This window comes from Naasia aerilata (genome assembly GCF_030296595.1).
Classification (GTDB): domain Bacteria; phylum Actinomycetota; class Actinomycetes; order Actinomycetales; family Microbacteriaceae; genus Naasia; species Naasia aerilata.
Genome location: NZ_AP027731.1, coordinates 397,582 through 424,487 on the forward strand (window position 1 = coordinate 397,582; position 26,906 = coordinate 424,487).

General features: G+C 71.3%; 23 protein-coding genes and 1 pseudogene. 7 read left to right on the forward strand and 17 right to left on the reverse strand.

Annotated features, from left to right (window positions below):
- Positions 1-56: 56 nt before the first annotated feature.
- The 8 genes from QUE51_RS02175 to QUE51_RS02210 all read right to left on the reverse strand — a co-directional run bounded on the left by QUE51_RS02175 (position 57) and on the right by QUE51_RS02210 (position 6,829).
- Positions 57-257: an ABC transporter permease family protein gene (locus tag QUE51_RS02175; RefSeq protein WP_286277991.1), complete on the reverse strand. Its 201-nt coding sequence runs from the start codon at positions 255-257 to the stop codon at positions 57-59.
- Positions 206-910: a carbohydrate ABC transporter permease gene (locus QUE51_RS02180; RefSeq protein ID WP_286277992.1), complete on the reverse strand. Its 705-nt coding sequence runs from the start codon at positions 908-910 to the stop codon at positions 206-208. The genes QUE51_RS02175 and QUE51_RS02180 overlap by 52 nt, the downstream gene beginning before the upstream one ends.
- Positions 907-1,755 (reverse strand): carbohydrate ABC transporter permease, encoded by an 849-nt coding sequence (locus QUE51_RS02185; RefSeq protein ID WP_286277993.1) that lies wholly within the window; start codon positions 1,753-1,755, stop codon positions 907-909. Before QUE51_RS02185 ends, QUE51_RS02180 begins: the two co-directional genes overlap by 4 nt.
- A 94-nt stretch (positions 1,756-1,849) precedes the next feature.
- A complete protein-coding gene (locus QUE51_RS02190; RefSeq protein WP_286277994.1) occupies positions 1,850-3,892 on the reverse strand; it encodes an extracellular solute-binding protein in 2,043 nt (680 codons plus the stop codon).
- The gene (locus QUE51_RS02195) at positions 3,889-4,878 is read right to left on the reverse strand and encodes a Gfo/Idh/MocA family protein (RefSeq protein WP_286277995.1); all 990 of its coding nucleotides are present in this window, start codon (positions 4,876-4,878) and stop codon (positions 3,889-3,891) included. The genes QUE51_RS02190 and QUE51_RS02195 overlap by 4 nt, the downstream gene beginning before the upstream one ends.
- Positions 4,875-5,114 (reverse strand): cupin domain-containing protein, encoded by a 240-nt coding sequence (locus tag QUE51_RS02200; RefSeq protein WP_286277996.1) that lies wholly within the window; start codon positions 5,112-5,114, stop codon positions 4,875-4,877. Before QUE51_RS02200 ends, QUE51_RS02195 begins: the two co-directional genes overlap by 4 nt.
- A 277-nt stretch (positions 5,115-5,391) precedes the next feature.
- The gene (locus QUE51_RS02205; protein ID WP_286277997.1) at positions 5,392-5,661 is read right to left on the reverse strand and encodes a hypothetical protein; all 270 of its coding nucleotides are present in this window, start codon (positions 5,659-5,661) and stop codon (positions 5,392-5,394) included.
- Between the two features lie 250 nt (positions 5,662-5,911).
- On the reverse strand, positions 5,912-6,829 hold the full coding sequence (locus tag QUE51_RS02210; RefSeq protein ID WP_286277998.1) for an aminotransferase-like domain-containing protein: 918 nt from the start codon (positions 6,827-6,829) through the stop codon (positions 5,912-5,914).
- A 123-nt stretch (positions 6,830-6,952) separates the two neighbouring features.
- Here QUE51_RS02210 and QUE51_RS02215 point away from each other — a divergent pair, with 123 nt between their 5' ends.
- From QUE51_RS02215 to QUE51_RS02225, 3 genes are read left to right on the forward strand one after another with little or no spacing between them, the layout of a single operon-like run.
- Positions 6,953-8,191, forward strand: coding sequence for a Tm-1-like ATP-binding domain-containing protein (locus tag QUE51_RS02215; RefSeq protein WP_286277999.1), 1,239 nt, complete (start codon positions 6,953-6,955; stop codon positions 8,189-8,191).
- Positions 8,192-8,198: 7 nt separating this feature from the next.
- On the forward strand, positions 8,199-9,092 hold the full coding sequence (locus QUE51_RS02220) for a phosphoenolpyruvate hydrolase family protein (protein WP_286278000.1): 894 nt from the start codon (positions 8,199-8,201) through the stop codon (positions 9,090-9,092).
- A gap of 23 nt (positions 9,093-9,115) precedes the next feature.
- Complete coding sequence (locus QUE51_RS02225; RefSeq protein WP_286278001.1) at positions 9,116-10,105, forward strand: NAD-dependent epimerase/dehydratase family protein; 990 nt, start codon at positions 9,116-9,118, stop codon at positions 10,103-10,105.
- 27 nt (positions 10,106-10,132) lie between these two features.
- On the opposite strand, the gene QUE51_RS02230 is transcribed toward QUE51_RS02225, so the two are convergent.
- Both QUE51_RS02230 and QUE51_RS02235 read right to left on the reverse strand, forming a co-directional pair.
- Positions 10,133-11,080: a 3-hydroxyacyl-CoA dehydrogenase family protein gene (locus QUE51_RS02230; protein ID WP_286278002.1), complete on the reverse strand. Its 948-nt coding sequence runs from the start codon at positions 11,078-11,080 to the stop codon at positions 10,133-10,135.
- The gene (locus tag QUE51_RS02235; RefSeq protein ID WP_286278003.1) at positions 11,077-12,108 is read right to left on the reverse strand and encodes a sugar phosphate isomerase/epimerase family protein; all 1,032 of its coding nucleotides are present in this window, start codon (positions 12,106-12,108) and stop codon (positions 11,077-11,079) included. Before QUE51_RS02235 ends, QUE51_RS02230 begins: the two co-directional genes overlap by 4 nt.
- A gap of 132 nt (positions 12,109-12,240) precedes the next feature.
- On the opposite strand from QUE51_RS02235, the gene QUE51_RS17740 reads away from it, so the two are divergent.
- The gene (locus QUE51_RS17740; RefSeq protein ID WP_350226704.1) at positions 12,241-12,498 is read left to right on the forward strand and encodes a GntR family transcriptional regulator; all 258 of its coding nucleotides are present in this window, start codon (positions 12,241-12,243) and stop codon (positions 12,496-12,498) included.
- Entirely contained in the window at positions 12,498-12,944 is a 447-nt protein-coding gene (locus QUE51_RS17745; protein ID WP_350226705.1) for a GntR family transcriptional regulator, read from the forward strand. The genes QUE51_RS17740 and QUE51_RS17745 overlap by 1 nt, the downstream gene beginning before the upstream one ends.
- Positions 12,945-13,011: 67 nt before the next feature.
- Here the strand turns inward: QUE51_RS17745 and QUE51_RS02245 are convergent.
- The 3 genes and pseudogenes from QUE51_RS02245 to QUE51_RS02255 form a co-directional block, all read right to left on the reverse strand.
- Positions 13,012-15,941, reverse strand: a pseudogene (locus QUE51_RS02245) (UPF0182 family membrane protein).
- Between the two features lie 10 nt (positions 15,942-15,951).
- On the reverse strand, positions 15,952-16,419 hold the full coding sequence (locus QUE51_RS02250) for a S16 family serine protease (protein WP_286278004.1): 468 nt from the start codon (positions 16,417-16,419) through the stop codon (positions 15,952-15,954).
- Complete coding sequence (locus QUE51_RS02255; protein WP_286278005.1) at positions 16,386-17,066, reverse strand: hypothetical protein; 681 nt, start codon at positions 17,064-17,066, stop codon at positions 16,386-16,388. Before QUE51_RS02255 ends, QUE51_RS02250 begins: the two co-directional genes overlap by 34 nt.
- A 163-nt stretch (positions 17,067-17,229) precedes the next feature.
- Between QUE51_RS02255 and QUE51_RS02260 the strand changes: the two genes are divergently transcribed.
- The gene (locus QUE51_RS02260) at positions 17,230-18,555 is read left to right on the forward strand and encodes a zinc-dependent metalloprotease (protein ID WP_286278006.1); all 1,326 of its coding nucleotides are present in this window, start codon (positions 17,230-17,232) and stop codon (positions 18,553-18,555) included.
- A gap of 924 nt (positions 18,556-19,479) precedes the next feature.
- Here the strand turns inward: QUE51_RS02260 and QUE51_RS02265 are convergent.
- From QUE51_RS02265 to nudC, 3 genes are all read right to left on the reverse strand, one after another.
- Complete coding sequence (locus QUE51_RS02265) at positions 19,480-21,198, reverse strand: ATP-dependent helicase (RefSeq protein ID WP_286278007.1); 1,719 nt, start codon at positions 21,196-21,198, stop codon at positions 19,480-19,482.
- Between the two features lie 118 nt (positions 21,199-21,316).
- Entirely contained in the window at positions 21,317-22,240 is a 924-nt protein-coding gene (locus tag QUE51_RS02270; protein ID WP_286278008.1) for an SMP-30/gluconolactonase/LRE family protein, read from the reverse strand.
- A 90-nt stretch (positions 22,241-22,330) separates the two neighbouring features.
- Positions 22,331-23,278, reverse strand: a complete 948-nt coding sequence (gene nudC, locus QUE51_RS02275) for an NAD(+) diphosphatase (protein ID WP_286278009.1) — start codon at positions 23,276-23,278, stop codon at positions 22,331-22,333.
- 63 nt (positions 23,279-23,341) lie between these two features.
- Between nudC and QUE51_RS02280 the strand changes: the two genes are divergently transcribed.
- On the forward strand, positions 23,342-24,400 hold the full coding sequence (locus QUE51_RS02280; protein ID WP_286278010.1) for a phosphotransferase: 1,059 nt from the start codon (positions 23,342-23,344) through the stop codon (positions 24,398-24,400).
- Here the strand turns inward: QUE51_RS02280 and QUE51_RS02285 are convergent.
- Positions 24,355-26,814, reverse strand: a complete 2,460-nt coding sequence (locus tag QUE51_RS02285; protein ID WP_286278011.1) for an ATP-dependent DNA helicase — start codon at positions 26,812-26,814, stop codon at positions 24,355-24,357. The genes QUE51_RS02280 and QUE51_RS02285 overlap by 46 nt on opposite strands.
- Positions 26,815-26,906 lie beyond the last annotated feature (92 nt).

Below are 26,906 nucleotides of genomic sequence, written 5' to 3' on the forward strand. Positions count from 1 at the left end.
ACGTTACCAGACCTGCGAGGGGGCGATGACCGGCCCTCGCACCGCGGGCAGCCGCCTCAGTCCTTCACCGACCCGGCGGCGAGGCCTCCGGTGATGTACCGCTGGAAGATGACGAAGACGATCACGATGGGGATCGCGACGATCGTGGACGCCGCCATGAGCGGACCCCACTGGGTGCCGTACTGGCCGATGAACGAGTTGAGCGTCACGGTGACCGGCTGGAACTCCTGCTTGGTCGCCAGGGTGAGGCCGAACACGAACTCCCCCACGTCATCACGAACGCGAACACGCCGACGGTCACGAGCCCGGGGCGGACGAGGGGCAGCACGATCCGGAAGAAGGCCTGGAACCGCGTCGCTCCGTCGACCGAGGCCGCCTCCTCCAGCTCGCGTGGGATGCCGAGATAGAAGGGCCGCAGCACGATCACGGCGAACGGGAGAGCGTTCACGGTGTCCGCGAGGATCACGCCCTGGTAGGTGTTCACGAGTCCGAACTGGCTGAACAGCGCGAACATCGGCAGCGCAACATTGATGGCGGGGAGCAGCTGTGCCACGAGGAACGGCAGCAGCAGCAGGCCGGTCCAGCGCAGCCGGAGGCGCGCCATCGCGTAGGCCGCCGGCGTCGCGAGCAGCAGGGTCAGCACGGTGGTGCCGACGCTGATGAGCACGCTGTTCCCGAGCGAGCGCATCATCTGGGCGTTGCCGAACACCGTGATGGCGTAGTTGTCCAGGTCCAGGTGGGTCGGGACCCAGGTCGGCGGGCTCGCGAACAGCTCGTCGGGCGTCTTCACCGAGGTGGTGATCATCCAGTAGAGCGGGAAGATGAACAGGCCGACCAGGACGATGCCGATGGCGGTCAGGTGCCACTTGCGGCGCGTCCGGTGGACTCGGGGAGCGGGAGCGACGCTCACAGTGACGACTCCTCTCTGCGGCGCAGCCACAGGTAGACGATCGAGAGGAAGAGCGGGATCGCGAGGAGGATGTTCGCCGCGGCGGCGCCGTCGCCCAGCCGGAAGTAGTTGAACGAGAGCTGGTAGACGGCGATCGACAGCACGTTGGTCGCGCTGGCCGGACCGCCCGAGGTCATCACGTAGATGATGTCGAACGCCTTGAAGGTGTGGACGAACCCGAGGAGCAGCGTCGTCAGGATGACGGGCCGCATCATCGGGATGGTGATGCTCCGGAACTTCTGCCACGGCCCGGCGCCGTCGATGCTCGCCGCCTCGTAGAGCGAGGACGGGATGCCCTGCAGGCCCGCGTAGAGCAGGAGCATGTGGAACGGGATGCCCACCCACACGTTCGCGACGATCACGGCGATCAGCGCCAGGTTGGGGTTCGTGAGCCAGGCCTCCTCGGTGTGGATCCCGAGGAACCCGAGGAAGGCGTTCAGCAGGCCGTAGCTGCCGCTGTAGATCCAGCGCCACAGGCTCGCCGAGACGACCGCGGGAAGCACCCAGACGACGAGCATGATCGCCCTGAGGAAGCCGGAGAGGGGAAAGCCGCGGTTGAAGAACGCGGCGAAGGCGAACCCGATCGTGTGCTGGAAGAGCAGCGACCCCAGCGTGAAGATCAGGGTGATGACGAGGGAGGGGAAGAAGCCGGGCGAGGAGAGGAACTCGCCGTAGTTCTGCAGCCCGATGAACGGGGCGCCGCCGCGGATGAAGTTCGCCGCGTTGACGTCGAAGACGCTGAGATAGAACGTGTACGCGAGCGGGTAGAACATGAACGCGACGAGGAACAGCACGGCCGGCAGCACGAACAGGTAGCGGCTGAGGCCGGAGCCACGGCTCCGCCGGCCGGCGGCCGCCCCATGGGGGCGGCCGCCGTCGGACGGGAGCGGACGGTGACGGTCATCCCTTCGGCAGCAGCGGCTTCACAGCCGTCGCGGCCGTACCCAGGGCGCTCTTGGCGTCGGACGATCCGGTGAGCACGCTCTGGATGGCCGCAACCACCTGGTCCGCGATCTCGGCGTAGTTGGCACCGTAGGCACGGGGCCGGGCCACCTTGAGCTCGTCGGCGAAGACCGCGATGTTCGCATCGTCGGTGAAGGGGTCGACGTCGGTGCGGGTGGGCAGGCTGCCGGAGCCGGCGGCGAGAGCCTCGACGTTCTCAGGCTTCTGCATCCACTTGACGAGATCCCAGGCGGCGTCGGTGTGCGGCCCGTCGACGATCATGTAGTTCTCGCCACCGAGCGCTGACGCCTTCTCCTTGCCGGCAGGCAGGAGCGCGACGCCGTAGTCGAGGTTCGGCGCCTCCTTCGCCAGGAAGGGCAACTGCCAGGGGCCGTTGATCATCATGGCGGCCCGTCCCTGCGCGAACTCGCTCGCGACGGCGGCCTGGTCCCAGTTGAGGGCCTCCCGCGACACGCTGCCGTCCTGCATGAGACCGGACCAGTACTCGAGGGCGGTGGCGGCCTGCGGCGAATCCAGCTTGGTCAGGTCGCCTCCGGCCTGCCAGAGGGTGGGCAGCCACTGGAAGACGGCCTGCTGGTTGTTGATGGCCGAGTAGGCGAAGCCGTAGTGGTCAGGCGTCGTGAGCGCCTTCGCGGTCGACTCGAGCTCGTCCCAGGTCGTCGGCGGCTTCAGGCCCGCGTCGGCGAGCAGAGCCTTGTTGTAGAAGAGGGCGAGGCAGTTCGCGGTGATCGGCACGCCGTAGTTCTTGCCGTTCAGCGAGGAGGACTGGATGACGCCCTTCGGATACTTGTCGAGCTCGCCCCACTCCTTGAGCTTGTCCGTGAGGTCCGCCGCGATGCCGAGCTCCGCGAACTGAGCGTGGTCGGGTCCGTTGATGACGACGATGTCGGGAAGCGCCGCCGCTCCCGCGGACTGCAGCAGGTTCTTCTTGAGGTCCTCGTAGGCGATGAACTGCCGTTCGACCGTCACGTTCGGGTTCTCCTTCTGGTACTTGTCCAGCAGGCCGAGGAGCGCGTCCTCGGTGGCGCCCGGGGCGTAGTAGTCCCACCAGGTGAGCGTGACCTTTCCATCCTTGGGAGCCTCGGAGGCGGCGCCTCCTCCTGCTCCGCCGGGGCTGCAGGCGGTGAGGACGGCGGCCACCGCTGCGGCCGCACCGAGGGCGAGGACGCGGGCGCGGGTGCGCCCTGATCGCAGGGACATGGGTTCTCCTTCGTCGTTGATGAGAGGTGGTGCAGAGGGTTCAGAGGTGCGCGTCGAGCCAGGCGCGCGACTGGCGCAGGCCGACCTGCAGGGGGCGGCGGACTCCTCGTCCACGCAGAGCCAGTCCTGGAAGCCCTGACTGCGCAGCTGTCCGAGGATGCCCGTGAGGTCGAGCTCGCCTTCGCCGAGAAGGCGCCACTCGCCGCCGGCGTAGTCCTTCAGATGGATGTTGTCGACAATGTCGGCGAAGCGGCTCAGGAAGCCGGGGATGTCCTCGATCCCGCTCTTGGCGAGGTGCGCCGTGTCCACCGTGAGCCCGATGCGTCCGTCCGCTGCGCCGAAGAACTCCTCGACGTCGTCGGGAAGCATGACCGGCTGGCCGTAGTGGTGGTGCAGTGAGAAGCGGACGCCCCGGTCGCCTGCGCGCTGGGCGTAGTCGGCGAGCGTGCCGGCGAAACCGCGGAGCACCTCGGGCGTGACGCCTTCGCGGTCGCGGTTGTGGCAGAAGATCACCCTCTCCGCACCCACCGCGCCGGCGAAGTCGATGGTGGCCTGGAGGCGCTCCTTGCCACCGTCCGACAGGTCGTCGAAGAAGATGAGGCCGGAGACCGTTCCCGGGTCGTCGCCCCAGCGGGAGCGGAAGCCCTCTGCGTCGTCCACGAAGGGGAGGAACTGCCCCATCTTGAGCTGGAGTCCCTCGTAGCCCTCGGCGCGATACCCCGTGAGCAGCGTGGCGAGCTCCTCCTCGTCGCGGGTCGGCTTGGAGAAGGCGATCTTCATGCGAGCACCCCGTTCGTGAACTCGACGGTCTCCCCCGTCGCCGCAGACCGGTAGGCCGCGTCGAGCAGCGACAGCGTCTTGAGGTTGTCCCGTCCGGAGTTCGTGGGCTCGCGACCCTCGTCGATCGCGTCCAGGAGGCGCTCCAGGCTGCGGTACGCGGAGAGCGGCTTGCCGGGCCCGGCACACGGGTTGTCGATCGTCTCGACGCCGTCGGCGTCGGCGATCTGGAGCGTGTCGTAGCCGAAGGCCAGCGTCCCGGTCTCGCCCAGGACGATCGTCTCGACGCGTTCGAAGCGGCTCGAGAAGCTCTGCGTGTAGTTGACGCCGACCTCCCCGAACCGGACGTGGATGACGGCGTCGGTCTCGCCCGAGGCCTCCATCGACGGCGAGCGCCACGCGGTTCCCACCAGCCAGTCGGCGTCGACGTCGAGGAGGTACCGGAATCCGTCGAACCAGTGCACACCCATGACGGAGAGCGCGTGGTGCGTCGCCTCCGCTCGCCAGCCCGTCACCTCCCGCCACATCAGCTCGCGGTGGTCGATGCCGCGCACGGCTCCGATGCGTCCGGCGCGGATCGCGTCGCGGGCGAGGCCGAAGGAGTAGTGGTCCCGGAAGTTCTGGTCGACCGCGAGAAGCACTCCGGCGTCCTCGGCCACCTGGACGATCCGGCGCGCCTCCTCCACCCCGTCCGCCATCGGCTTCTCGACGTGCATGTGCTTGCCGGCCGCAGCCAGCTCCCCGACCGCCTCCAGCCGGACGCTGCTCGGCGTGCAGACGGCGGCGACGTCGAAGTCGGCGCCGGCGACGAGGGCCGGGATGTCGGCGAAGGTGGGGATCCCGAAGGTCTCCTCGACCCAGGCCCGCCGCTCCGGCATCGGGTCGACCGCGGCGACCACGTCGACCCGGTCGGGGTGCTCGAGGTAGCCGCGGAAGTGCATGTCGCTGACGTTGCCCGCCCCGACGATCGCGACGCGATGGCGGCTCACTCGCCCACCACCTGGCGGCGCGCCGTGTCGAACGTGATGAGGAGCTCGCACTCCTCGTCGCCGATGTTCTCCGCGTTGTGGACCGACCCCACGGGGATGGAGATGGTGTCGCCGGCCCCCATCTCGACGTACTCGGACCCGACCCGGTGACGGATGCGTCCGCGGATCACGTGCAGCACCTCGTCGCAGTTCGGGTGGTGGTGCACGGGATTGCTTCCCCGGGCTGGATGAAGCACTTGCCCACCGTGAGCACATCGGAGTTGCCGATGGCGTCGGACACCATCCACTCGAGGCGGCCCCATGGCTGTGGCTCGATCACAACGGCGGTGGCGGGGGTGAGACCGCCCCGCCTGCCGGTCTCAGGTGCGTTCGGCATTGCTCTCTCTTCTCGTCGACCGGCGCCGCCCACGGAAGGTGCGACATCGGTGTCGGGGAGCACAGAATGCTCCGCTGTGCCCTCATCCTCGCGGGGGCCAATCGACTACGAGAGGGCCAATTGGAAGCGTTTGGCTCCTAAATGGCGGGGCGCGCGTCCCCGGCATCCATCGACGGGCGCCATTCCTGCCAGACCCGGGAGAGGAGCTCGATGCCGTGCCGCGTGACCTCGGGGCTGTCCGCATAGGACAGGCGCACGTGATCGTCGAACTGGTCGGCACTGCTGAACGTGGTTCCCGGCAGCAGACGCACCCCGTAGCGCTCCGCCCGCTGCACGAAGGCGTTGGCGCCCGGCTCGGGCAGCCGGATCCACAGGGAGCCGCCCCCTGGGGCATCTGGGGCGCCCATTCGGGCAGGAGCTCGCCGATCGCCTCGAGGGCCAGCCGGCGCGACTCGGAGAGCGTGCGGAAGCGCTCGTCCCGGGCGCTCTCGATCTTCGGCAGGAGCTGGCTGCCGACCAGCTGCGCGAGGAGCGAGGTGCCGAGATCCATGCCGCCCTTCACCGAGGCGAGCTCCGTGATGATGTCGGGGTGCGCGCGCAGCCAGCCGACGCGCAGACCGCCCCAGAACGACTTGCTGAGCGAGCCCGCGGTGACGATCAGGTCGCTCCCCGCACCCAGGGGATGGGCCGGCGATCACCGTCGATGATGGTGTCCGCAAGGGTGGCGTCGTCGATGACAGGGACGCCGTGTCGCGCGGCGATCGCCGCCACCCGGCTCCGCCGGAAGCCGTCGAGGACGGATCCTGTCGGGTTGTGCACGGTCGACTGCAGGACGATCAGGGCCGGAGAGACGCGCGCCACCGTGCTGGCCAGCTTGTCGATGTCGATCCCGTCGGCCCCGGACGGCACCCCCACGATCCGCACTCCGAGCGCCTTGAGCGATTCGATCGCCCCGCGGAAGGAGGGCTCCTCGAGCACCACGGTCGCGTCTCGGTTGACCATCGAGGCGGCGAACAGCCGGAGAGCCTGCTGAGCGCCGGACGTCACGAGGATGTTCTCGGGCTCGGTGGGCAGCCCCAGGTTCGAGTAGTACTCGGCCACCGCGATGCGGAGCTCGGGCAGGCCGACGGGCTCGTAGCCGTGGGACGCGACGAGCGCTCGCATGCGTGATCCGTCCAGCCTCGCGATCTCGTCGGTGACCATCGACAGGCCGGGAAGAGCCGCACTCCGCAGGTCGATCCTCCGCAGATCGCGACCGCCGACGAAGGAGCCCAGGCGATCGTCGCCGCGATGGGAGCCGGGCATCGGGCGGAAGGTGACGTAGGTGCCGTCGCCCTGTCTGCTCGAGAGCAGGCCTTCGCCCCGGAGCACGTCGAGCGCTCTGCTGACGGTGTTGCGACTCAGGTTCAGCGCCTGGCCGAGCGGGCGCTCGGCCGGAAGGCGCGTTCCCGAGGAGAGCACCCCGGACCGGATGAGCCGGCGCAGCTGCGCGGCCAGGTCTTCATGGAGTGCGAGGCGACCGGTCTGCCAGTCGCCGAGCAGCCGGACGAGGCGCGTCGATCCAATCGCGGCCAATTTGAAGGAATTGGCACTCCCCTGGTCTCCGGCCATCCGCCCATTATGGGGAGGCCACGAGAGGTTGGGCCACTCTTTCACGAGGAAGAACGCAGCAGCCTCTCATCGGAAGAAAGCAGCAGAATGCCGCACAGAGTTGTGTTGGTCGGGTCGCTCGACACCAAGAGCGACGAGTACCGCTTCGTCCTGGACCGCCTGCAGGCTGCCGGGATCGCGACCGTCATGGTGGACACCGGTGTGCTGGGCTCGCCCGGCTTCCAGCCGGAGGTCGACCGTGCTCAGGTCGCCGAAGCGGGCGGAACGGCGCTCTCGGAGCTCGTCGAACGCGCCGACCGCGGAGCCGCCCTCGCGGTCATGGCTCGTGGCGCCGCCGCCATCGTCTCGGAGCTGCACGCCTCCGGCCGGATCCAAGGCGCGCTGGCGCTCGGCGGAACAGGAGGCACGTCGATCGCGGCGGCGGCCTTCCGCGACCTCCCGCTCGGGTTCCCCAAGCTCATCGTCTCGACGGCGGCCTCGGGCAACACCGAGGCCTACGTGGGCGAGACCGACCTCATCCTGGCTCCCAGTGTGGTCGACGTCGCGGGCATCAACCGGATCTCGCTGAAGATCCTGGCCAATGCCGCCGCCGCGATGGCGGGAATGGTCACCGCGGCCCCTCTCCCCCGGATCGACGCCCGGCCCCTGGTGGCGGCCAGCATGTTCGGAGTGACGACCCCCAGTGTGACCCGTGCCCGGGAACGGCTCGAGGAGCTGGGATACGAGGTCCTCGTCTTCCACATGACGGGCTCGGGCGGCCGCGCGATGGAATCGCTCATCCGCCAGGGCTTCTTCGCGGGCGTGCTGGACGTCACCACGACGGAGCTCGCGGACCACCTGGTGGGAGGTGTCTTCGATGCGGGACCGTCCCGCCTCACCGCGGCGGCGGAGACGGGCACCCCGCAGGTGGTGTCGGTCGGCGCACTCGATATGGTGAACTTCGGGCCGCGCGACACCGTCCCGGCCGAGTTCCGCGACCGCAACCTGTACGTTCACAACTCCAGCGTCACGCTGATGCGCACGACCGCGGCGGAGTGCGCCGAGCTCGGCGCCGAGCTGGCCCGCAAGGTCGCAGCATCCACGGGCCCCGCCTCGGTGCTGCTTCCCCTCGGCGGGATCTCCGCCATCGCGGTCCCCGGAGGTCCCTTCTACGACCCCTCGGCCGACGCCGCCCTGTTCTCAGCCATCCGCTCCGGTCTGGCCGGCTCCTCCGTCCACCTCGAGGAGCTGGACGTCTCCGTCAACGATCCCGCCTTCGCCGATGCGATGGTCGACACCCTGCACGCCCACATCACTCGACTGCCCACCCCGGCACAGACCCTCTGAGGACAGCATGCCCTTCATCGCACGATCCGAGATCCTTGAGCGCCTGCGAACGAAGATCGCCGAGCGGCGGCCGATCATCGGCGCGGGCGCCGGGACGGGGCTCTCCGCGAAGTGCGAGGAGGACGGCGGTGCCGACCTCATCGTCATCTACAACTCCGGCCGCTACCGGATGGCTGGGCGAGGCTCGCTGTCCGGGCTCCTCGCCTACGGAAACGCGAACGACCTCGTCGTCGAGATGGGTCGCGAGGTCCTCCCGATCCCCAAGCGCACGCCGGTCCTGGCCGGCGTCAACGGCACCGACCCCTTCTTCGATCCGGCGAGGTTCGTCCGGCAGCTGCGGGATCAGGGCTTCTCCGGCGTGCAGAACTTCCCCACGGTAGGTCTGATCGACGGCGTCTTCCGCGCCAACCTCGAGGAGACCGGGATGGGCTTCGCGCTGGAGGTCGAGACCATCGCGCACGCCCATGCGGCGGATCTGCTCACCACCCCGTACGTGTTCTCGGTGGAGGACGCCACGGCGATGACCGAGGCGGGAGCGGACATCGTCGTCTGCCACATGGGCCTCACGACGGGAGGGACCATCGGCGCGGACACGGCCAAGAGCCTCGACGACTGCGTCCGGCTCGCTGACGAGTGGGCGGATGCCGCACGCGCGGTGCGGTCCGATGTGATCGTCCTCGTGCACGGCGGACCCATCGCGACCCCGACGGACGCGGCCTACGTGCTCAACAACGCCAGGGGCGTCCACGGCTTCTACGGCGCATCCTCCATGGAGCGGCTCCCCGTCGAGGTCGCGCTCACCGCGCGCGTGCGGGAGTTCGCGGAGATCACCTTCGACGACGCCCCCGGGCAGGAGAGCGAGACGGCGGACGCACCCTCGGCGTCCGCGCTGAGCAGCTGATCGCCGGCGGGAGGAGAGCGCCCATGCGCGTCGTGATCATCGGAGCGACGGGGCACGTCGGAACCTACCTGGTCCCTCGCCTTGTGGCGGACGGGCACGAGGTGGTCGCCGTCAGCCGCGGCCGGTCTGCGCCCTACCGGGAGCATGAGGCGTGGACCGAGGTCGAGCGGCTGATCGCGGACAGGGAGGCGGAGGACGCCGACGGCGTGTTCGCCGGCCGCATCGCCGCACTCGCCCCGGACGCGGTGGTCGACATGGTCTGCTTCACCGTCGACTCCGCCCGGCAGCTCGCCGACGCCCTGCGCGGCAGCGGCGCCCATCTTGTCCACACCGGAACCATCTGGACGCACGGCACGCTCACCGAGGTGCCGGCCAAGGAGGATGCGCCGAAGCGGCCGTGGGGCGAGTACGGGATGGGGAAGGAGGCGATCGAGCGGCTGCTGCTCGCCGAGGCGGACCGTCCCGACGGCGTGCGGGTCTCGATCGTCCATCCGGGGCACATCTCCGGACCGGGCTGGCCGATCGTGACCCCGCAGGGCACGACGGACGTCGGTGTGTGGAGAGCGCTCGCCACCGGCGGCGAGCTCCTGCTCCCGGGCTTCGGGCTCGAGACGGTGCACCATGTGCACGCCGCCGACGTCGCGCAGCTGATCCGTCTGTGCCTCGAGCAGCCGGAGCGGGCGGAGGGCGAGGCGTTCCACGCCGTCTCGGAGAGCGCGCTGACGCTCCGCGGATTCGCCGAGGCGGCGGCTGGGTGGTTCGGTCAGGAGGCCCGGCTCCGCTTCGTGCCGTTCGACGACTTCCAGGCCTCCCTCGCCCCCGAGTTCCGCGACGCCGCCTACCAGCACGTGGCGCGGAGCCACTCGATGAGCATCGAGAAGGCCCGGCAGCGACTGGGCTACGCCCCCGACTCCACGTCGCTCGGGGCCGTGGCCGAGGCGGTGGAGTGGCTGCGCCAGGACGGGCGCCTCGGCCCCGGCATTCCTCCCGTTCGCATCGCCGCGCCGCGCTGACGGCAGGCCACTCCGTCCCTCCCGAGGTCAGTCGAGGGGTGCCGGGCCCAGCTCGGCGAGGAGCTTCGACATCGCCACGTAGGCGCGGTTCCGGTACGCCACCACCTCGGCCACGCGTGCCGGGTCGAGCTCCAGGAAGCCCTTGCCGGTCTTGGTGCCGAAGTGGCCCTGCTCGACGAGCTCCGCGAGCTGCTGCGGCATCGGGAACCGGTCCGGATAGGCCGCGTGGAGAGACCCGAACACCAGAGCGTAGGTGTCGAGGCCCGCCATGTCGGCGATCGCGAAGGGGCCGAAGAACGGCAGCCGGAAGCCCAGGGTGGTGCGGATGATCGCGTCGACGTCGCGCGCGGACGCCACCCCTTCCTCCACCACTCGCGCGGCCTCGTTGAAGAGGGCGAACTGGAGCCGGTTGAGCACGAAGCCGGTCTTGTCCTGGACGAGCGCCGACTGCTTGCCGACCGCGGCCACGAGCGCTCGCGCGACGGCGACGGCGTCGTCGGAGGTTCCGTCGTGAGGGATCACCTCGACCCCCGGGATGAACGGCGAGGGGTTGCTGAAGTGCACCCCGAGGAATCGCTCGGGGCGGTCGACCGCCTCGGCCATCGATGCGATCGAGATGCTCGACGTGTTGCTCCCGATCACGGCGTCCGGCCGCGCGGCCGAGGAGATGCGGGCGAGCGTGTCCCGCTTCAGGTCGAGGCGCTCGGGCACCGCCTCCTCGATGAAGGACGCTGTCGCGACGGCGTCCTCCAGCGTGGCGGCGACCAGGTGCTCCTCCAGGTTTTCCGTCGCGTCGGGCGGGAAGAGCCCGTCGGCCACGAAGGCGCGCGATTCGGCGAGGAGGCGCTCCCGGCTCTGCTGCGCGGCCTCGAGCGTGACGTCGGCGATCGCCACCTCGTACCCGGCCAGGACGAGGACCTGCGCGATCCCGCCGCCCATGTATCCGGACCCCACCACCGCGACCCTGTCGGTCATGACCGCTCCTCCCTCTGGGGCCGGAGCCCCTCGTTCTTCGAATCCGTCCGGGGCAGCGCGAGTCCGGGCTGCGTCACGCGGCTCGTGCCCAGCCGGTAGCCGTCCCGCTTCGGCATCGCGTACCGGCGGAGGTAGTCGCGATTGGACGCGCTCACGCTCAGGCCGTCGCCGCCGTAGTGCTCGGTGCAGACGATGCCCTGGAATCCCGCGGCCAGGGCCTCCTGGAAGACCTCGCGGTAGTTGATCATGCCGGTCTCGAGCGGGGCCGGGACGGCCGTGTACCACCCGCGGATCGGGTCTTCGTCCCGTGCGTAGTTCTTCGCCTGCCAGTAGTTGGCGTAGGGCAGGGTGGCGGCGTACAGCTCACGCCAGGACTCGATCGGCCGATGCAGGCGCACGAGGTTGCCGACGTCCGGGTTGAGCCCGACCTCCGGCATCCCGACCTCCTCGACCAGCCGGACCGCCGACTCGGCGGTGCCGAGGTAGGTGTCCTCGTAGAGCTCGAGCGAGAGCAGGACGCCCACCTCCGCCGCGTGCCGTCCGAGCTCCTGGAAGCGCCGCACGGCTCTCGCTCGCTCGGCCGGGTCGTCGGGGTCGACGTGGCCCGGGACGGTCCAGAACCACAGCGCCTGCTGCTGCGCCGGGGTGAGCGCCTGGTGGAGTCCCACGCAGACCACGCGCGCTCCGATCGCCGCCGCGGCCTCGATGGATCGATGGGAGTAGGCGAGGTTCGCGTCCCCGTGCTGCGCATCGAGCACGCTCTTGCGTACGAGCGAGATGACGGGTGCCGCGATGCCTGCGGCGCGGACGGCGCCGGCGAACTCGTCCAGCCGCTCCGGCGCGAGGTCGCCGGGTCGAACCCAGCTGTCCGTGAGGTCGACCGCGTCGAAACCCGCGTCCGCGACCTCCTCGAACTTCTCCCGCCAGGTCTCGGCCGGCGCATCCTGCACCGAGCTCCCGTCCCGGCGGATGCCGGGCGACTGCAGGAGGGCCGCCGTGATGGGCCAGTCGTCCGCCGTCAGTGCCACACGAACCCGCTTCCTCGAGGATCAGCGGAAGCGCGGAGGCGACACCGCCGCGGACGGCGCGCTGGGGGCGGCCATCCGGATACTAGATCCTATAGGATTCGAGTCCAGTCACGAACGCCGGAAGGAGACGGGATGCCGACAGCCGCTCCGCTCAGTCGGCAGGTGCTCGCCGACCTCGTCTACGACGAGCTCTTCGCGCGACTGATGGACGGTCGGTACCCGGCCGGCGCACCGCTCGCCATCGATCGGATCGCGGCCGAGCTCGCCGTCTCCCCCACTCCTGTACGGGAGTCGCTGGCCCGCCTGGAAGCGACGGGCCTGGTCACACGCATCGCGCTCAAGGGCTACGCGGTCCCCCGCTGCCGACCACCGAGGAGCTCGGGCAGCTGATGGAGGCCCGCCGTGCCATCGAGCCGATGAGCGCTCGCCTGGCCGCGCGGCACATGACAGTCGCGCTCCGCGACGAGCTGAGCCGGACCATCGAGGTCCTCGTCGAGACCCCGACCGGTCCCACGTTCCGCGACTACCGGCCCTACTGGGAGGCCGACGAGCTCTTCCACCGGCTCATCGCCGAGCACAGCGGGAACCCCTACCTGCTGTCCGCCCACACGACGCTGCGCGGCCACGTCCAGCGCTTCCGTCAGTTCGGCGGTTCGGGCATCACGGACTCCGACCAGGCGATCGCCGAGCACGGCGCGATCCTCCTCGCGCTCGAGGGCGGTCACCCCGCTCAGGCGGCGAAAGCGATGGACCGACACCTGCTCAACGTGAAGCGGCGCGCGGTGACGGAAAGCGCACGCGGGGTGCCGGAGAGCGCACCCGCGCCGCGGGTGTAACCGTCTTGCCGCGGGTGTCGTTACACCCGCGCTTCGGCGGTTACACCCGCGGTATGACGGTCCCGGGTCAGCCGGCCGCCGAGGCCGCGACCGCGCGCTCCACCGCGTCCTGCAGGCGAGCGTCGGCCTGAGCCGCCGCGACGAGGTCGTTCTTCGCGTAGGCGGCGGCGCGGTCCTGGAGGGCCTGGTTCGCGTCGGCCAGCGCCTGCTCGAGCGCCGGGTTCGACGCCGTCCCGCCCGTGTCGCCGCCGGTGCCGTTGTTCCCGCCCGTATCGGTGCCGGTGTCTCCGCCCGTGGTGTCTCCGCTGTCCTCGGGAGGCACGCCGGTGTCGCCGGCGCTCGCACCCGAGTCGCCGCCGAAGAGGCTGTCGAGGGCGGCATCCAGGGTGTCCTCGAAGGCGATCTTGTCGCCGAACGAGACGAGCACCTTCCGCAGCAGCGGGTACGTCGTCTCACCGCTCGATCGGACGTAGACCGGCTGCACGTAGAGCAGGCCGCCGCCGACCGGAAGCGTCAGCAGGTTGCCGCGCTCGACCGAGGTGTCGCCCCGGGTCAGCAGCGCCAGCTGGTTCGCGACGTTCGTGTCCGAGTTGAAGATGTTCTGCACCTGGCCGGGGCCGGGGACGTTGTTCGGCAGGGTGAGCAACCGCAGCTTCCCGTACCCGTCCGCCACCTCGCCCTTGCCCGATCCGGCATCGGAGTCGACCGCGAGGTAGCCGGTCGCCACGCTGCGGCTCTCCGCGCCCGTCCGGTTGGGGATGAACGTGGAGTAGAGCGAGTACGCGGGATTGTCGGTGCCCGGGATCTGCATCGTCAGGTAATAGGGCGGCTGCAGCGTCGTGTTCGAGGCCGGCGATGTCGGGTCGTTCGGCGCGCGCCACGCGTTGTCGCGCTGGTACCAGGAGCCGGCGTCCGTCACGTGGTACTGGCCGAGGACCGAGCGCTGCACCTTGAACAGGTCCGCGGGGTAGCGGACGTGGCTCATCAGCTGCGCCGACATCTCGCTCATCGGCTTCAGCTCCGTCGGGAAGACCTTCTGCCAGGAGGCGATGATCGGGTCGGTCTTGTCCCAGGTGTAGAGGCTGACCGAGCCGTCGTAGGCGTCGACCGTGGCCTTGACCGAGTTGCGGATGTAGTTGATGTCGTCCACGGCATACGCCGGCGCGGGGGTGTAGGTGTCCGCGATCGACTCGCTCAGGCTGCGCGTGCTCGAGTACGGGTACGACGACGAGGTCGTGTAGCCGTCGATGATCCACTTGAGCCGGCCGTCGACGACCGCCGGGTAGGCGTCCGAGTCGAGGGTGAGGTACGGCGCGACCTTCTCCACGCGGGTCTTCGGGTCGCGGTCGTAGAGGATCTGCGAGTCCGAGTTCACCGCGTTGGACAGGAACACCTGCTCCGACTGGAACTTCAGGGCGTAGATGAGCCGCGTGAACCAGTTGTCGAGCTTCGGCCCGCCGTCGCCCGTGAAGGTCGTGTACACCTGCGAGGTGCCCTCGGTGGAGCCCTGCGTCGCCCCGGACGGGTAGTCGAGCTCGATCGGGTCGGCCGACTTGGGCGCCCCGACGATCGAGTAGCCCGGCGAGAACTCGCCGAAGTAGACGCGCGGCTCGAAGTCGCCGAGCGACCCGCTCGACGGGATGCCCGACTCCAGGAACACGGGCTGGCCGTCCGCCGAGCGGCGGTTGCCGTACGCCGCGACCACGCCGTAGCCGTGCGTATAGACGACGGTGCGGTTGTACCAGGTCGTGCCGTCGCCGAGTCCCGACTGGTTGAGCTCGCGCACGGCCACGACCGTGTCGGTGGTCTTGCCGTCGACCGTGTAGCGGTCGACGTCGAGGTCGCGCGGGAACTGGTAGTACTGCCGGAACTGCTGCAGCTGGCCGAACGACGGCGAGACGATCGCGGGGTCGAGGATGCGGATGTTCGCGGTGGTCACCGCGTCCTGCCGCAGGGCGCCCGGCTCGGCCTCGGTGGAGGCGTCGTAGGGGATCTGCTCGACGTCCGCGACGCCGTACGCCTGCCGCGTCATGTCGATGTTGCGCTGGATGTAGGGGCGCTCGAGGCTCAGCTCGCTCGGGTCGACCTGGAAGCGCTGAACGACCCAGGGGTAGATGGAGCTCGCGATGAGGCTCGTGACGATGAGCAGCGCGGTCCCGATCAGGGCAGCCGCCAGCGGCCGATGACTGCGGTGATGAGGAAGAGGATCGCGACGATGCCCGCGACCGCGGCGACGATGTTCCGGGCCGGGATGACGGCGCTCACGTCGGCGTAGCTCGCGCCCGTGATGAGGCCGCCGCTCTGCGTGACCGTGAGGTACTGGTCGAGGTAGATGCTGAGCGCCTGCAGGCCGATGTAGAGGGCGGCCATCACCGCGATCTGCACGCGGGCGGCCTTCGAGATGCGCACCTCGCGCCCGGCGACGCGGATCGCGCCGTAGAGGTAGGCGGTTGCGAGCCCGGCGAGGCCGGCCACGAGCACGACGGCAGAGGCGAAGCCGACCAGGCCGTGGAGGAAGGGCAGCTCGAAGAGGTAGAAGGACGCGTCGAGGCCGAACTGCGGATCCTTGGTGCCGGACGGCGTCCGGTTGAAGTAGAGGAGCACCGCCTGCCAGCGCGTGGATGCCGAGACGCCGGCGAACAGGCCGATGACGGCGGGGATGCCGAACATCGCGAGGCGGCGGAGCGGCTCGATGACCTGCTGGTACCGGTCCAGCTGGGAGTTCAGCCGCGCGTAGATGGGGCGGAAGCGGTAGGCCAGCAGGATGCTGAGGAAGACGGGCACGGCCATGCCCAGGAACCCGGCGACGAACAGGCCGATCCCCCAGCCCCACTCGGTCAGCAGCACGTTGAGGAAGCCCAGCTGGTCGAACCAGAGGATGTCGGCGTAGAGCCCGGCGAAGATGAAGAAGGCGATGAGGAGCGCCGCGACGACGCCCGCTGTGATGGCGAGGGTTGCGCGGTTCTTGCGGCGTGGTGCGGCGGCTGTGGACGTCACGGTGCAGAGCCTACCCGGCGGTACATGTGGGCAATCCGGAGGTGCCGGAGCCGCTGCCGATCGCCTCGAGAGCGTCGATCGAGTCCTGCAGAGTGGCGACCTTGACGACGCGGAGGCCGTCCGGCACATGGCCGACGACCTCGTTGCAGTTCGCCTCCGGGGCGAGGAACCAGTCGGCGCCCGCGCGCTCGGCGCCGTAGAGCTTCTGCCGGATCCCGCCGATCGGGCCGACCGCTCCCTCCGCGTCGATCGTCCCGGTGCCCGCGACCCTCTCGCCGCCCGTGAGGGCGCCCGGGGTGAGCTTGTCGTAGATGCCGAGGGCGAACATCATCCCGGCGCTCGGGCCGCCCACGTTGGGCAGCTCGATCTGCACGTCGAAGGGGAAGTCGTACTGCACGGCGATGCCGACGCCCACGACGAGGTTCCCGTTCAGCTCCACGGGCGTCACGTCGACGGTGCGCGGTTCCCCGTCGCGCACGATGCCGATCTCGGCGGGCTTGGCCTTGCCGTTCGCGGCGACCGCCCTGCGGAGCGCGGGCAGGTCGTCGGCCGCCGTGCCGTTGACCGAGACGACCTGATCGCCCTCCGCCAGGAGTCCTCCGCGGGCGCTCCGGACTGGATGGACTGCACGGTGAGCTCGCGCGGGATGTCGTAGCCCAGCTCGGTGAGTGCGGCAGCGACCGCCTCCTGCTGGGAGTTCTGCATCTGCAGGCGGGCCTGCTGGTCGCGCTGCTCGGTGGTGGTGCCGGGCGGGAAGACGGCCTCGAGCGGCTGGACCGACTTGGTGCGGTCGAACCAGGCGAGCGCGACCTGCAGCAGGTCCGGCGCGCGGGTCGGGGAACCGGTCACCGAGACCGTCAGCAGATCGAGAGACCCGGTCGTCTCGTAGGTCTCCTCGCCGGGGATGCGGATCAGCGGCGTGGCGTCGTCGCCGGAGCCGACCGACCCGAGGGTGTCGTAGACCGGACCGGGCTGCTCGATGACGTAGCCGGAGGGGCTGATCGCGAGGAGCGCCACGAGGGTGAGCCCGATCGTCACGAGGATCCAGCCGATTCCGCCGGGGTCCCTCCGCTGGGGGCGCACAGGGCGGAAGCTCGCCTCGCGGAGGTCGGTGGGGGTGGTCACGGCGTCTCTCGTCGTCGGTGCCCTGCTGTTCGCGAAGGGCAGAAGCGGCGGAGGCCCGTCCACAGCCTGGGGTCGAGCTCCCGCACTACCGTAGATCCTGAGCGAGCACCCCTGGGAAGCCGCCCCGAAACGGGCGCCCCAGGCCGCCGAGAGGAGCAGGCCGATGGCGCCGGACGACCAGGAGCCGGATGACGAGCTGCGGGAGATCCTGCGCGAGCTGCTCTCCGGTGGGGCCGGAGTAGACCCCGCCAAGCTGGCCGGTGCCGCGGGACTTCCCGCCGACCCGGAGAGCATGGCGCGGCTGTTCGCCCAGCTCCAGGGTGCGCTGAGCAGCAGCGGCGACGGCATCAACTGGCAGGTCGCCACCGACCAGGCGAAGGCCGTCGCGTCCCGCACGAGCTTCACGCCGACGGACCAGCAGCGCCGGGACCTCGACCAGGCCATGCACGTCGCGTCGCTCTGGCTGGAGGAGGCGACGCAGATCTCCGACCTGCCGGAGCCGCCGCGGGTCATGACGCGCGTGCAGTGGATCGAGCAGACCATGCCGTTCTGGAGCCAGCTCGCCGAGCCGGTCGCCTCGAGCATCGCCGACGCCCTCACGTCTGTCCTGAAGGATCAGGCGCCCGAGGAGATGGCGGGCCTCCTGCAGAACGCCAACCGCCTCGTGCGCGGCGTCGGCGGCACCCTCTTCGCCGTGCAGCTCGGCCAGGTCGTCGGGCAGCTGAGCGCCGAGGTGGTGTCCGGTGGCGACGTCGGCATCCCGCTGCTCGAGGAGCACGCGGCGGTCCTCCCCCAGAACCTGCAGGCCTTCGGCGACGGACTCGACATCCCGGCCGACCAGATCGCGCTCTACCTCTCGGTCCGGGAGATCGCCCACGCGCGCCTCTTCCGGCACGCCCGCTGGCTGCGGATGCGCCTTGTCTCCTCCATCACCGAGTTCGCCCGCGGCATCCGCATCGACACCGACCGCGTGGAGGAGCTGGCGTCGACCTTCGACCCCAACGACCCGGAGAGCCTGCGCCAGGCGCTCGTCAGCGGCGCCCTGATCCCGCCGAAGACGGACGCCCAGCAGGCGGCGCTCGCGCGGCTCGAGACGATGCTCGCGCTCGTCGAGGGCTGGGTCGACGTCGTCACCGCGCACGCCACCGCGCGGCTGCCGAAGTCGGATGCCATCGCCGAGACGGTGCGCCGGCGCCGGGCCGCCGGCGGACCGGCGGAGTCGGCGTTCGCCACCCTCGTGGGCCTCGAGCTGCGGCCGCGCCGCCTCCGGGAGGCGACAGCCATGTGGCAGATCGTCGGCGACCGGCTCGGCCCGGAAAAGCGCGACGAGCTGTGGTCGCACCCCGACCTCCTCCCCGACTCGGCCGACATCGACGATCCCGAGGCGCTCGTGCGGCGCCTGCAGGAGCCCGACGCGGGCGACGACGTCGACCAGGCCATCGAGGACCTCCTCCGCGACGACGACACGGATCGCCCCACCGAGAGCTGACGGCGGGTGGGTGCCCGCACTCCCGATGATTGAGGAGCGGCGAGGCCGCGTCTCGAAATCAGGCTCCCGTGCAGGAACGCCTGCCTATTTCGAGTCGCCCGCTCCGCGGGCTCCTCATCAGCGGGCGGGAGGATCCGGTCTGGGGATAACCGGCGGGCGCGGTCGGGCTGGGGCACCATGCCCGGCATGGTTCTGCGGATCGATCCCCGGCTCAGCGTCGTCTGGCACTCCCCTCCTCCCTCCAGCTCGGAGCGGACCGGCCCGACGTCGTCCTCGACGGCATCTCGGCGGCCGAGGAGAGCCTCATCGGGGCGCTGCGCATCGGAACCACCCGCACCGCACTCGACGTGATCGCCGAGCAGTCCGGGGCCCCGCCCGGCACGGTCGATCGGCTGCTCGCCCGGCTGGGGGATGCGGTGCACGACGGAGCACCCGCGTCGCCCGAGCTGCGCGTCCTCGTCGAGCGCGGGCCGGAGGACGACCTGGCCGGGCCCGCTGCGACGCTCGCGGGGGCACTCGGCGCCTCCGCCCGCCTCACGGGAAGGTCGGGCGACGGGCCGGGCCTCGCGGTCCTCGTCGCCGCCCATGTTCCGCTCCCGGGAGCGGGTGCCGCCTGGCTCGCGCGGGACGTGCCGCACCTCCCGGTCGTGTTCGGGGACGCCGAGGTCGAGGTCGGTCCCCTCGTCCTCCCCGGACTCACCGCGTGCCTGCACTGCGTCGGCCGGCACCGGGCGGAGGACGACCGCGGCTGGTCGGCGGTCGCCGCGCAGCTCACCGACGGGCGTCACCCGGCGACGGCGGCGGGTTCGGCGGTGCTCGTCCACCAGGTCGCGGTCGTGCTGCTGCGCGCCGTGGCGGCGCTGACCTCGGGGCGGCGCACCGGCCTCGAGGGCCTCTCGCTGCGCCTCGGACCCGACGGGGTCGTCAGCGAGCGGCGATGGCCGCCCCATCCCGGATGCTCGTGCCGAGCTCTTCCAGGAACCGAGACGGCTCCCGCGGCGTCGCCCGGTGCGGGCCGACGGCGGCCCAGGACAGCCGCAGCGCAGACCGCGCCCGGGTGACGCCGACGTAGAGGAGGCGCCGCTCCTCCTCGATGGTCTCGGGCGTCTTCGCGTAGCTGATGGGCAGGTAGCCCTCGGACAGCCCTGCGACGTAGACCCGGTCCCACTCGAGACCCTTCGCGGAGTGGAGGGTCGCCAGGGTGACCGCGTCGACGGTGGGCTCGTGCTGGGCGGCCTGCCGCTCGGCGAGGTCCTCCACGAACTGCGCGAGCGAGGTTCCCGCGGGCGCCTCCTCCGCGAGGCCCATGATCGTGTCGAGCGACTCCCAGCGGTCCCGGATGGCGCCGGGCGCCTCGGGTGGCTGCTGCGACCAGCCGAGGGAGCGGAGGACGTCGCTCACCGTCTTGAACAGCGGCTCCTGCGCGAGCGTCAGGACGGCGGCGCGGAGCATCATCATCGCCTCCTTCACCTCACGCTTCTCGAAGAACCGCTCCGACCCTCGCACCGCGCAGGCGATGCCGCGCTCCGCGAAGGCCGCCTCGAACGCCGCGGACTGGGAGTTGATCCGGTAGAGCACCGCGATGTCCCGCGGCCGCTCCCCCGCTGCGATCCGCGCCGCCACGTCGTCCGCGATGGACCGGGCCTCCGCGGGCTCCGTCGGGTAGCCGGTCACCTCCACCGGGGGCTCGGCCGATTCGCCGGGCGCGGACGCCGCGACCAGGGAGAGCGCGCCGGGCCGGTCGCGCATCAGCCGGTTCGCCGCCGCGATCACGCCCGGCACCGAGCGGTAGTTGCGCTCCAGCCGGATGACGCGCGCGTCCGGGTAGCGGCCGCCGAAGCCGAGGAGGTAGTCGGCCCGGGCGCCCGCGAACGAGTAGATCGTCTGGCTGGCATCGCCGACGACGCAGACGTCCCGCCGGTCGCCGAGCCACGCGGCGAGCAGCTGGTGCTGGAGCGGCGACACGTCCTGGTACTCGTCGACGACGAAGAACCGGTACTGCTCCCGCACGTGCTGCGCGACCCGTGGCTCCTCCTCGATCATGCCGATCGTCGCGAGCAGCACGTCCTCGAAGTCGATCTGGCGCCGCGCGTCCTTCAGCTCCTCGTATGCGCGGTGCAGGGAGCTCATCCGTCCCCCGTCGAGGCCCTGCGGCAGCGGCCGGTCGTCGGCACGGAGCGCGTAGTCCTCGATCGAGATGCCGCTGACCTTCCGCCACTCGATCTCGGCCGCGATGTCGCGGAGCGCCGGTGTGTCGACCTTCACGCCCACCGCCTCCGCCGCCTGGGCGAGGAGGCGCGCCTTGCTGTCGAGCACGCGGGGCAGCGTCCCGCCGACGACCTGCGGCCAGAAGTAGCTGAGCTGCGACAGCGCGGCGGAGTGGAACGTGCGGGCCTGCACGCCGGCCGCGCCCAGGCTGCGGAGGCGCGTGCGCAGCTCCCCGGCGGCGCGCGTGGTGAAGGTGAGCGCCATCACCTTGCCCGGCGGGTACACCCCGGAGGCCACGCCGTAGGCGATGCGGTGGGTGATGGCCCGGGTCTTGCCGGTGCCGGCTCCGGCGAGGAGGCAGACGGGGCCGAGCAGGGTCTCCGCGGCGCCGCGCTGCTCCGGATCGAGCCCCTCGAGCAGGTCCTCGGCGCTCAACCCCGGAGCTCCCGGCTCCAGGAGGCCATCGGGAAGGGTCGAGATGTCCGCCGTGCCACTGCTCGATGATCGCACGCGCCCCTGCGGTGTTCCCGGGAGGGGGTGCCCTGTCGCGGTGTCAGCCCTGCCCGCCGCCGGCGGGCGAGCCGTCGCGGACCAGCGTGCGGACCCGGTAGATGCTCGTGCTCGCGGCGACGTAGAGCGTCCGGCCGTCGGCCCCGCCGAAGCAGAGGTTGCCGACGAGCTCGGGGATCGCGATCCGGCCCAGCTCGGAGCCGGCGGGCGAGAAGACGATCACCCCGTCCGCGCTCGACGACCAGACGTTCCCGTTCTCGTCGACCGCGATGCCGTCCGGGAAGCCGGGCTCGATGCGCGCGAAGACGCGGCCGTTCTTGCACCGGCCGTCGCGGTCCACGTCGTAGGCCCGGATCCAGCTGTTCCCGACGCCCTCGGGCTTGCGTACGGAGGAGGAGTCCGCGACATAGAGGATGCGTCCGTCCGGGGAGAAGGCGAGCCCGTTCGGCTCCTCGACGTCGAGGACGGCCGGGCGCAGCTCCCCCACGGAGTAGCGGAAGACCCAGTGGTCGCCGTACTCGCGCTCGCCCGGGTGCCCCTCCCGAGGCTCGGTGATGCCGTACGACGGGTCGGTGAACCACACCGCGCCGTCGGCGGCGATCACGACGTCGTTCGGCGAGTTGAGGCGATGTCCCGACCACGAGTCGACGATCGAGGTCACCGTGCCGCCGCTGTCCCGCTCGACCCGCCGCCGGCCGTGGGAGCACTGGATCACGCTGCCGTCCGGCGCGAGCGCGCGCCCGTTGGGGAACTCGGCGTCGGTCGCGTAGACGGTCACCTCATCGAGCGCCTCCGCGTATTCGAGGATCCGATTCGCGGGGATGTCGCTCCAGCGGAGCACCCCTCGCAGCGGGATCCAAAGCGGCCCTTCGGTCCAGAGGCAGCCGTCGGCGACCCGTTCGAGGACGGCGTCCTCGCCGATCAGGCCGGCGAGAGGCCGGACAGGATGCACCACGGTCACCGGCATACGTCCTCCGACACTGCGCAGCCCGTCGGCCGCCTCGCCGTCGACCATAGTGGCCCGGCAATGACCCCGGTGCTTCGGTGGCGAGTCAGTTCAGGGAGCGTCGAGCGGCCCGCCGTACCACTGCTCGATGATCGCCCGCGCGATCGAGGAGCGACCCGGGATGCCGATGGTGCGCGTGCCGTCGGCGAGGTCCTCCCGGGTGAACCAGCGGAGGTCGACGATCTCGACCCCGTCCGGCACCGGCTCGGCGCCGAGCGCGGAATCGACGCGGGCCCGGAAGCCGATCATGATCGAGGCCGGGAACGGCCACGGCTGGGAGCCGACGTAGACGGGATCCACGACGGTGAGCCCCGACTCCTCGCGGATCTCCCGGACGACCGCGGCCTCGAGAGACTCGCCCGGCTCGACGAAGCCGGCGAGGATCGAGTACCGCTCGCCGCCCCACATCGCGTTGGCGCCGAGCAGGAGCCGGTCCTGGTCGTCGGTCACGCCGACGATGATCGCCGGATCGGTGCGGGGGAAGACGTGGTGGCCGCCGGCCTCGTCGTCCTCGCCGGCCGGGTAGCGCACCCAGCCGCCCTGCGCCGGTAGGGTCGGCTCGCCCGTGCGCGGCGAGAAGCCGTGCGAGGCGTGCCAGTTGGTGATCCCGAGCGCCTGCGTGAAGAGTCCGGCATCGCGGGCGTCGAGCTCGGCGCCGAGGCGCCGGAGGTCGCCCCACCGTGCGCGGTCGGCCGCAAGAGCGTCGGCCGCCTCGTCGTCGAGCACGGCGGCGACCACGGGGCTGCCGGCGTCCGCGCCCTCGAGGAGGCGTCCGAGGTAGACGACGAGGCGCGCGGACGGCAGCTCGGCGAGCGGCCGCAGGTCGAGCCGCGGCGGGTCCGCCGGCGCGAGCAGCGCGGAGCCGCGGGACAGCACGACCGCGCGGGTGGCCGGGTCCGCGAGCAGCTCGTCGAGGAGGCCGGGCCGGGAGCGAGCGAGGTAGTCGCGGTCGATTGCGGACCGGGAGAGGGCCAGCCGGGAAGTGAGCGATCCTGGCATCGACCTGGGCATTCTGCGTGGCGGAAGTCTGGGATGGAGGGGTCCCGACCTACCCTGAGCGGTATGGCCAGATCCCACCTCACTCTAGCCGCGCTGGCGACGTCCGCCGTCGCGGGGCTGGATGTCGCGGCGGCTCAGCCGTTCAGCTCCAACCGGCACGGTGACTTCGACACGGCGCTGCTCACAGCCCGCGACGGGAGCCACTACCTGGTGCGGGTCCCGAACTCCGACGCCGCCGAAGCCGCCCAGAACGCCGAGCTCACCGCTCTGGCCTCGCTGAGCTCAGGGGTGCGCACGCGCCTCCCCTTCGCCCTCTCCTCCTTCGTCGGCCAATCGGTGCTCCGGTCGCGGGACGGCCGCCCGGCTCGCCGCGCCACCGTCTACGAGTTCGTCTACGGCCGCCGCGTGCGCCTCGAGCGCCTCTATCCCGGCCCGCTGCCCGAGTCGATCGGCCGCGCGATCGCCGCCATCCATTCCCTGCCCGCGGGCTTCGTGGTGGACGCGGGCCTGCCCGTCGTCACGGCCATCGACAGCCTCCGCTCGGTGGTCGGCGTCATGGATCGCGCCGCCGCGACCTCGCTCGTGCCGGCGGCTCTGCTGTCCCGCTGGGAGAGCGCCACCGACGACACGGCGCTCTGGCAGTACCAGCCCACCGTGATCCACGGCGCCATGAACGCGGATGCGCTGCTGCACAGCGCCGACGCGGAGGACCGCATCGTCGGCATCATCGGCTGGTCCGACCTGCGCATCGGCGACCCCGCGCGCGATCTGTCCTGGATCCTCTCGGCGCCGAGCCCCGACACCGTCGACCAGGTGCTCGAGGCCTATGCCGAGCACCGCCCGGGCTCGGACGTGCACGAGCTGCGCCGCCGCGCCATGCTCTACGCCGAGCTGGAGCTCGCCAAGTGGCTCCTGTTCGGCATGGACACCCGGGACAGCGGCATCGTCGACGACGCCGTCCAGATGCTCGACGTGCTCGTGCAGAGCGTCCACGGCCACATCGCGGGCGGCCTCGCGCACGAGACGGGGCCGATCCTCGACGTGGACGAGGTGCAGCGCATGCTCGACGAGCGGCCTCAGGTGGCCTTCGACCACCGCTCCCGCAGCTCGCTCTCGGAGTAGAGCCGCTCGGGCCGGATCACCCGGTCCTCCTGCACGAAGTAGAACGCGGCGTCGATCGACTCCGGCGCGACTCCGCGCCAGGCCGCGAACGCGAGCCGGTACAGGGCCAGCTGGTACTGCTTCTGGGCGAGGTCGTCCGCGTCCTTCGGCGCCTTGCCGGTCTTCCAGTCCACGATCTCGAAGCGCCCGTCGCGCTCGAACACGGCGTCGATCTTGCAGACCACGATGCGGTCCTCGAACGGCAGATGGATCTCGAGCTCCACGGCATCGGGCCGCAGGTCGGCCCACTCGGACTGCTCGAACGTGCGCTGCAGCACCTCGAGCTCCTCGCTCTCCACGAGGTCGTCGAGGTCCAGGTCGCGGTCGGCGGGCAGGGCGTCCACGAGCTCATCGAGCCCGCCCATCCCGTAACGCTGCTCGACCCAGGAGTGGAAGAGGGTGCCGAGCCGGGTCTGCCGGAACGGACGCTGCGGCATCGGCCTGCGCAGCCCGCTCGCGACGCGCGCCGCGTCGGTGATGTAGTCCTTGAACGCGGAGGCCGAGATGCGCACCGGCAGCTCGACGAGCTCGGCCTCGCGGAGCCGGCGGGCCCGCTCCTCCACGAGCAGGTCGATGTGCTCCGACCAGGGCGTGGGCGAGGCGGGGTTCGCGTCGCCCACCGCAGCGGCCGCGGCGAGGACGCGCTCCTCCCGCGTGCCGAGCGGCGCGCTGGGCCAGGGCACGTGGGCGACGAGGTCGTCGAGCGGGTTCTCCTCGCTGATCGGCGCCTCGGGCAGCGTGCCCGCCTCGATCAGCCCGGCGGCCTCCAGCTCGCGGAGGAACAGGCCCGGCCCGCGGGGCTTGCGCTGGTTCCACCAGAACGAGCCGGACAGCAGGAGCGCGTCCTTCGCGCGCGTGACGGCGACGTAGGCCAGGCGGCGCTGCTCGGCCGCGAACGCGTCGGTGACCGCGCCGCAGTAGGAGGTGTAGCCCTCGTCGAACTGCTTGCCGGTGTCCGCGCTGCGCCAGGGCAGGTGCGGCAGGTCCGCGGAGTCGCCGCGGAACTCGTAGGGCAGCTCGCCGAAGGCCAGCCAGCCCTGCTTGCTGCGCGGCGGAGCGGGGAGCTCCCCGTCGACCATCCGCGGCACGGCGACCGCGTCCCACTCCAGGCCCTTGGCCCCGTGGATGGTGAGCACCTGCACCGTGCCGGGCTCGGCCTCCTCGGTGCGCGGGCTGAGGTTCTCGCGCTCCTCCGCGAGCTCGAGCCAGGAGAGGAAGGAGCCGAGCCCGCCGGACGCGTCGCCCGCGACGAAGTCGGCGACGAGCTCCGTGAAGCCGTCGAGCCCGGCGCGGCCGATCGGCGCGGACTCGTTGGCCGCCACCTCGACGTCGAGCAGCATCTCCTGCTGCACGAGCGCCACGAGGTCGAGCAGGTCGAGGCCGACGCGGCTGCGGAGCGCGGCCAGCTCACGACCCAGCGCGCGGAGGCGGCGGACACCCTCCTCGCTGAAGTCGCGCAGCGCGCCGTGCCCCTCGGGCGCGGTGGTGAGGAAGTCGAGCGCGTCGATGATCGAGGCGCCCTCGTCGGCGACCGTGGAGGCCCGGAGCAGGTCGCGCACCTCCTCGGCGAGCTGCTGCTGGCCGGCGTCCCGCGCGGACAGCCACGAGGCGAGCTCGCGCAGCGCCTTGACGTCGCGCACGCCGATCCGCCACCGCGCGCCGGTCAGCAGGCGGAGGAGGTAGGGCCCGGCCGTCGGGTCGTGCAGCACGCGAAGGGTCGCGACGAGGTCGACGACGGCGGGGTCCTCGAGGAGACCGCCCACGCCGAGCACGCGGAAGGGGATGCCGCGGTCGGCGAGCGCGCGCGTGAACACCGCGACCTTCTTGAGGGACCGGCACAGCATCGCGGCGGTCGGCGGCGCGCCGCCGCGGCGCCGGAGCCGCTCGCCGAACCAGTCGGCGACGGCCGCCGCCTCCTCGAGGACCGTCTCGCCGAAGACCACAGCGAGCTCGCCGTCGCCGGAGCCGGGCCGGCGCTCGAGGCGCTCCACGGGGATCGGCGACGCGGCCGACAGCGGCGCGACCAGCGTGTTGGCGGCGTCGAGCACGCGGCCCGGGTTCCGCCAGCTCGTGGACAGGGCGAAGGTCGGGGCGCCGTCGGCGCCGCCGAAGTCCCGGCCGAAGCGGGCCAGGTTGCTCGCGCTGGCCCCGCGCCAGCCGTAGATCGACTGGTGCGGGTCGCCCACCGCCATGACGCCGCCACCGCCGAACAGCTGGGCGAGCAGGCGGGTCTGCACGACGCTCGTGTCCTGGTACTCGTCGAGCAGGACGACGCGGAAGCGGGACTTGTAGGCGTCCGTGACGCCCGGGACCCGGCGGCAGATCTCGAGCGCGAGGGCGATCTGGTCCGAGAACTCGATGAGGCCCCTGCGCACCTTCTGCCGGGCGTACTCCTCGGCGAGCGCGAGGAGCGGGGAAGCGTGCCGACGATGGCGAGCGCGTCACGGAGGCTCTTGTACTGCTGCTT

What these genes read in the sequence shown, in the direction of transcription:
- QUE51_RS02220 (WP_286278000.1), top strand. Translation starts at nt 8,199, where the DNA reads ATGCCCTTCATCGCACGATCCGAGATCCTTGAGCGCCTGCGAACGAAG.
- QUE51_RS17745 (WP_350226705.1), top strand. Translation starts at nt 12,498, where the DNA reads ATGGAGGCCCGCCGTGCCATCGAGCCGATGAGCGCTCGCCTGGCCGCG.
- QUE51_RS17740 (WP_350226704.1), top strand. Translation starts at nt 12,241, where the DNA reads ATGCCGACAGCCGCTCCGCTCAGTCGGCAGGTGCTCGCCGACCTCGTC.
- QUE51_RS02260 (WP_286278006.1), top strand. Translation starts at nt 17,230, where the DNA reads ATGGCGCCGGACGACCAGGAGCCGGATGACGAGCTGCGGGAGATCCTG.
- QUE51_RS02230 (WP_286278002.1), bottom strand. Translation starts at nt 11,080, where the DNA reads ATGACCGACAGGGTCGCGGTGGTGGGGTCCGGATACATGGGCGGCGGG.
- QUE51_RS02270 (WP_286278008.1), bottom strand. Translation starts at nt 22,240, where the DNA reads ATGCCGGTGACCGTGGTGCATCCTGTCCGGCCTCTCGCCGGCCTGATC.
- QUE51_RS02205 (WP_286277997.1), bottom strand. Translation starts at nt 5,661, where the DNA reads ATGGGCGCCCCAGATGCCCCAGGGGGCGGCTCCCTGTGGATCCGGCTG.
- nudC (WP_286278009.1), bottom strand. Translation starts at nt 23,278, where the DNA reads ATGCCAGGATCGCTCACTTCCCGGCTGGCCCTCTCCCGGTCCGCAATC.
- QUE51_RS02280 (WP_286278010.1), top strand. Translation starts at nt 23,342, where the DNA reads ATGGCCAGATCCCACCTCACTCTAGCCGCGCTGGCGACGTCCGCCGTC.
- QUE51_RS02190 (WP_286277994.1), bottom strand. Translation starts at nt 3,892, where the DNA reads ATGAAGATCGCCTTCTCCAAGCCGACCCGCGACGAGGAGGAGCTCGCC.
- QUE51_RS02215 (WP_286277999.1), top strand. Translation starts at nt 6,953, where the DNA reads ATGCCGCACAGAGTTGTGTTGGTCGGGTCGCTCGACACCAAGAGCGAC.
- QUE51_RS02225 (WP_286278001.1), top strand. Translation starts at nt 9,116, where the DNA reads ATGCGCGTCGTGATCATCGGAGCGACGGGGCACGTCGGAACCTACCTG.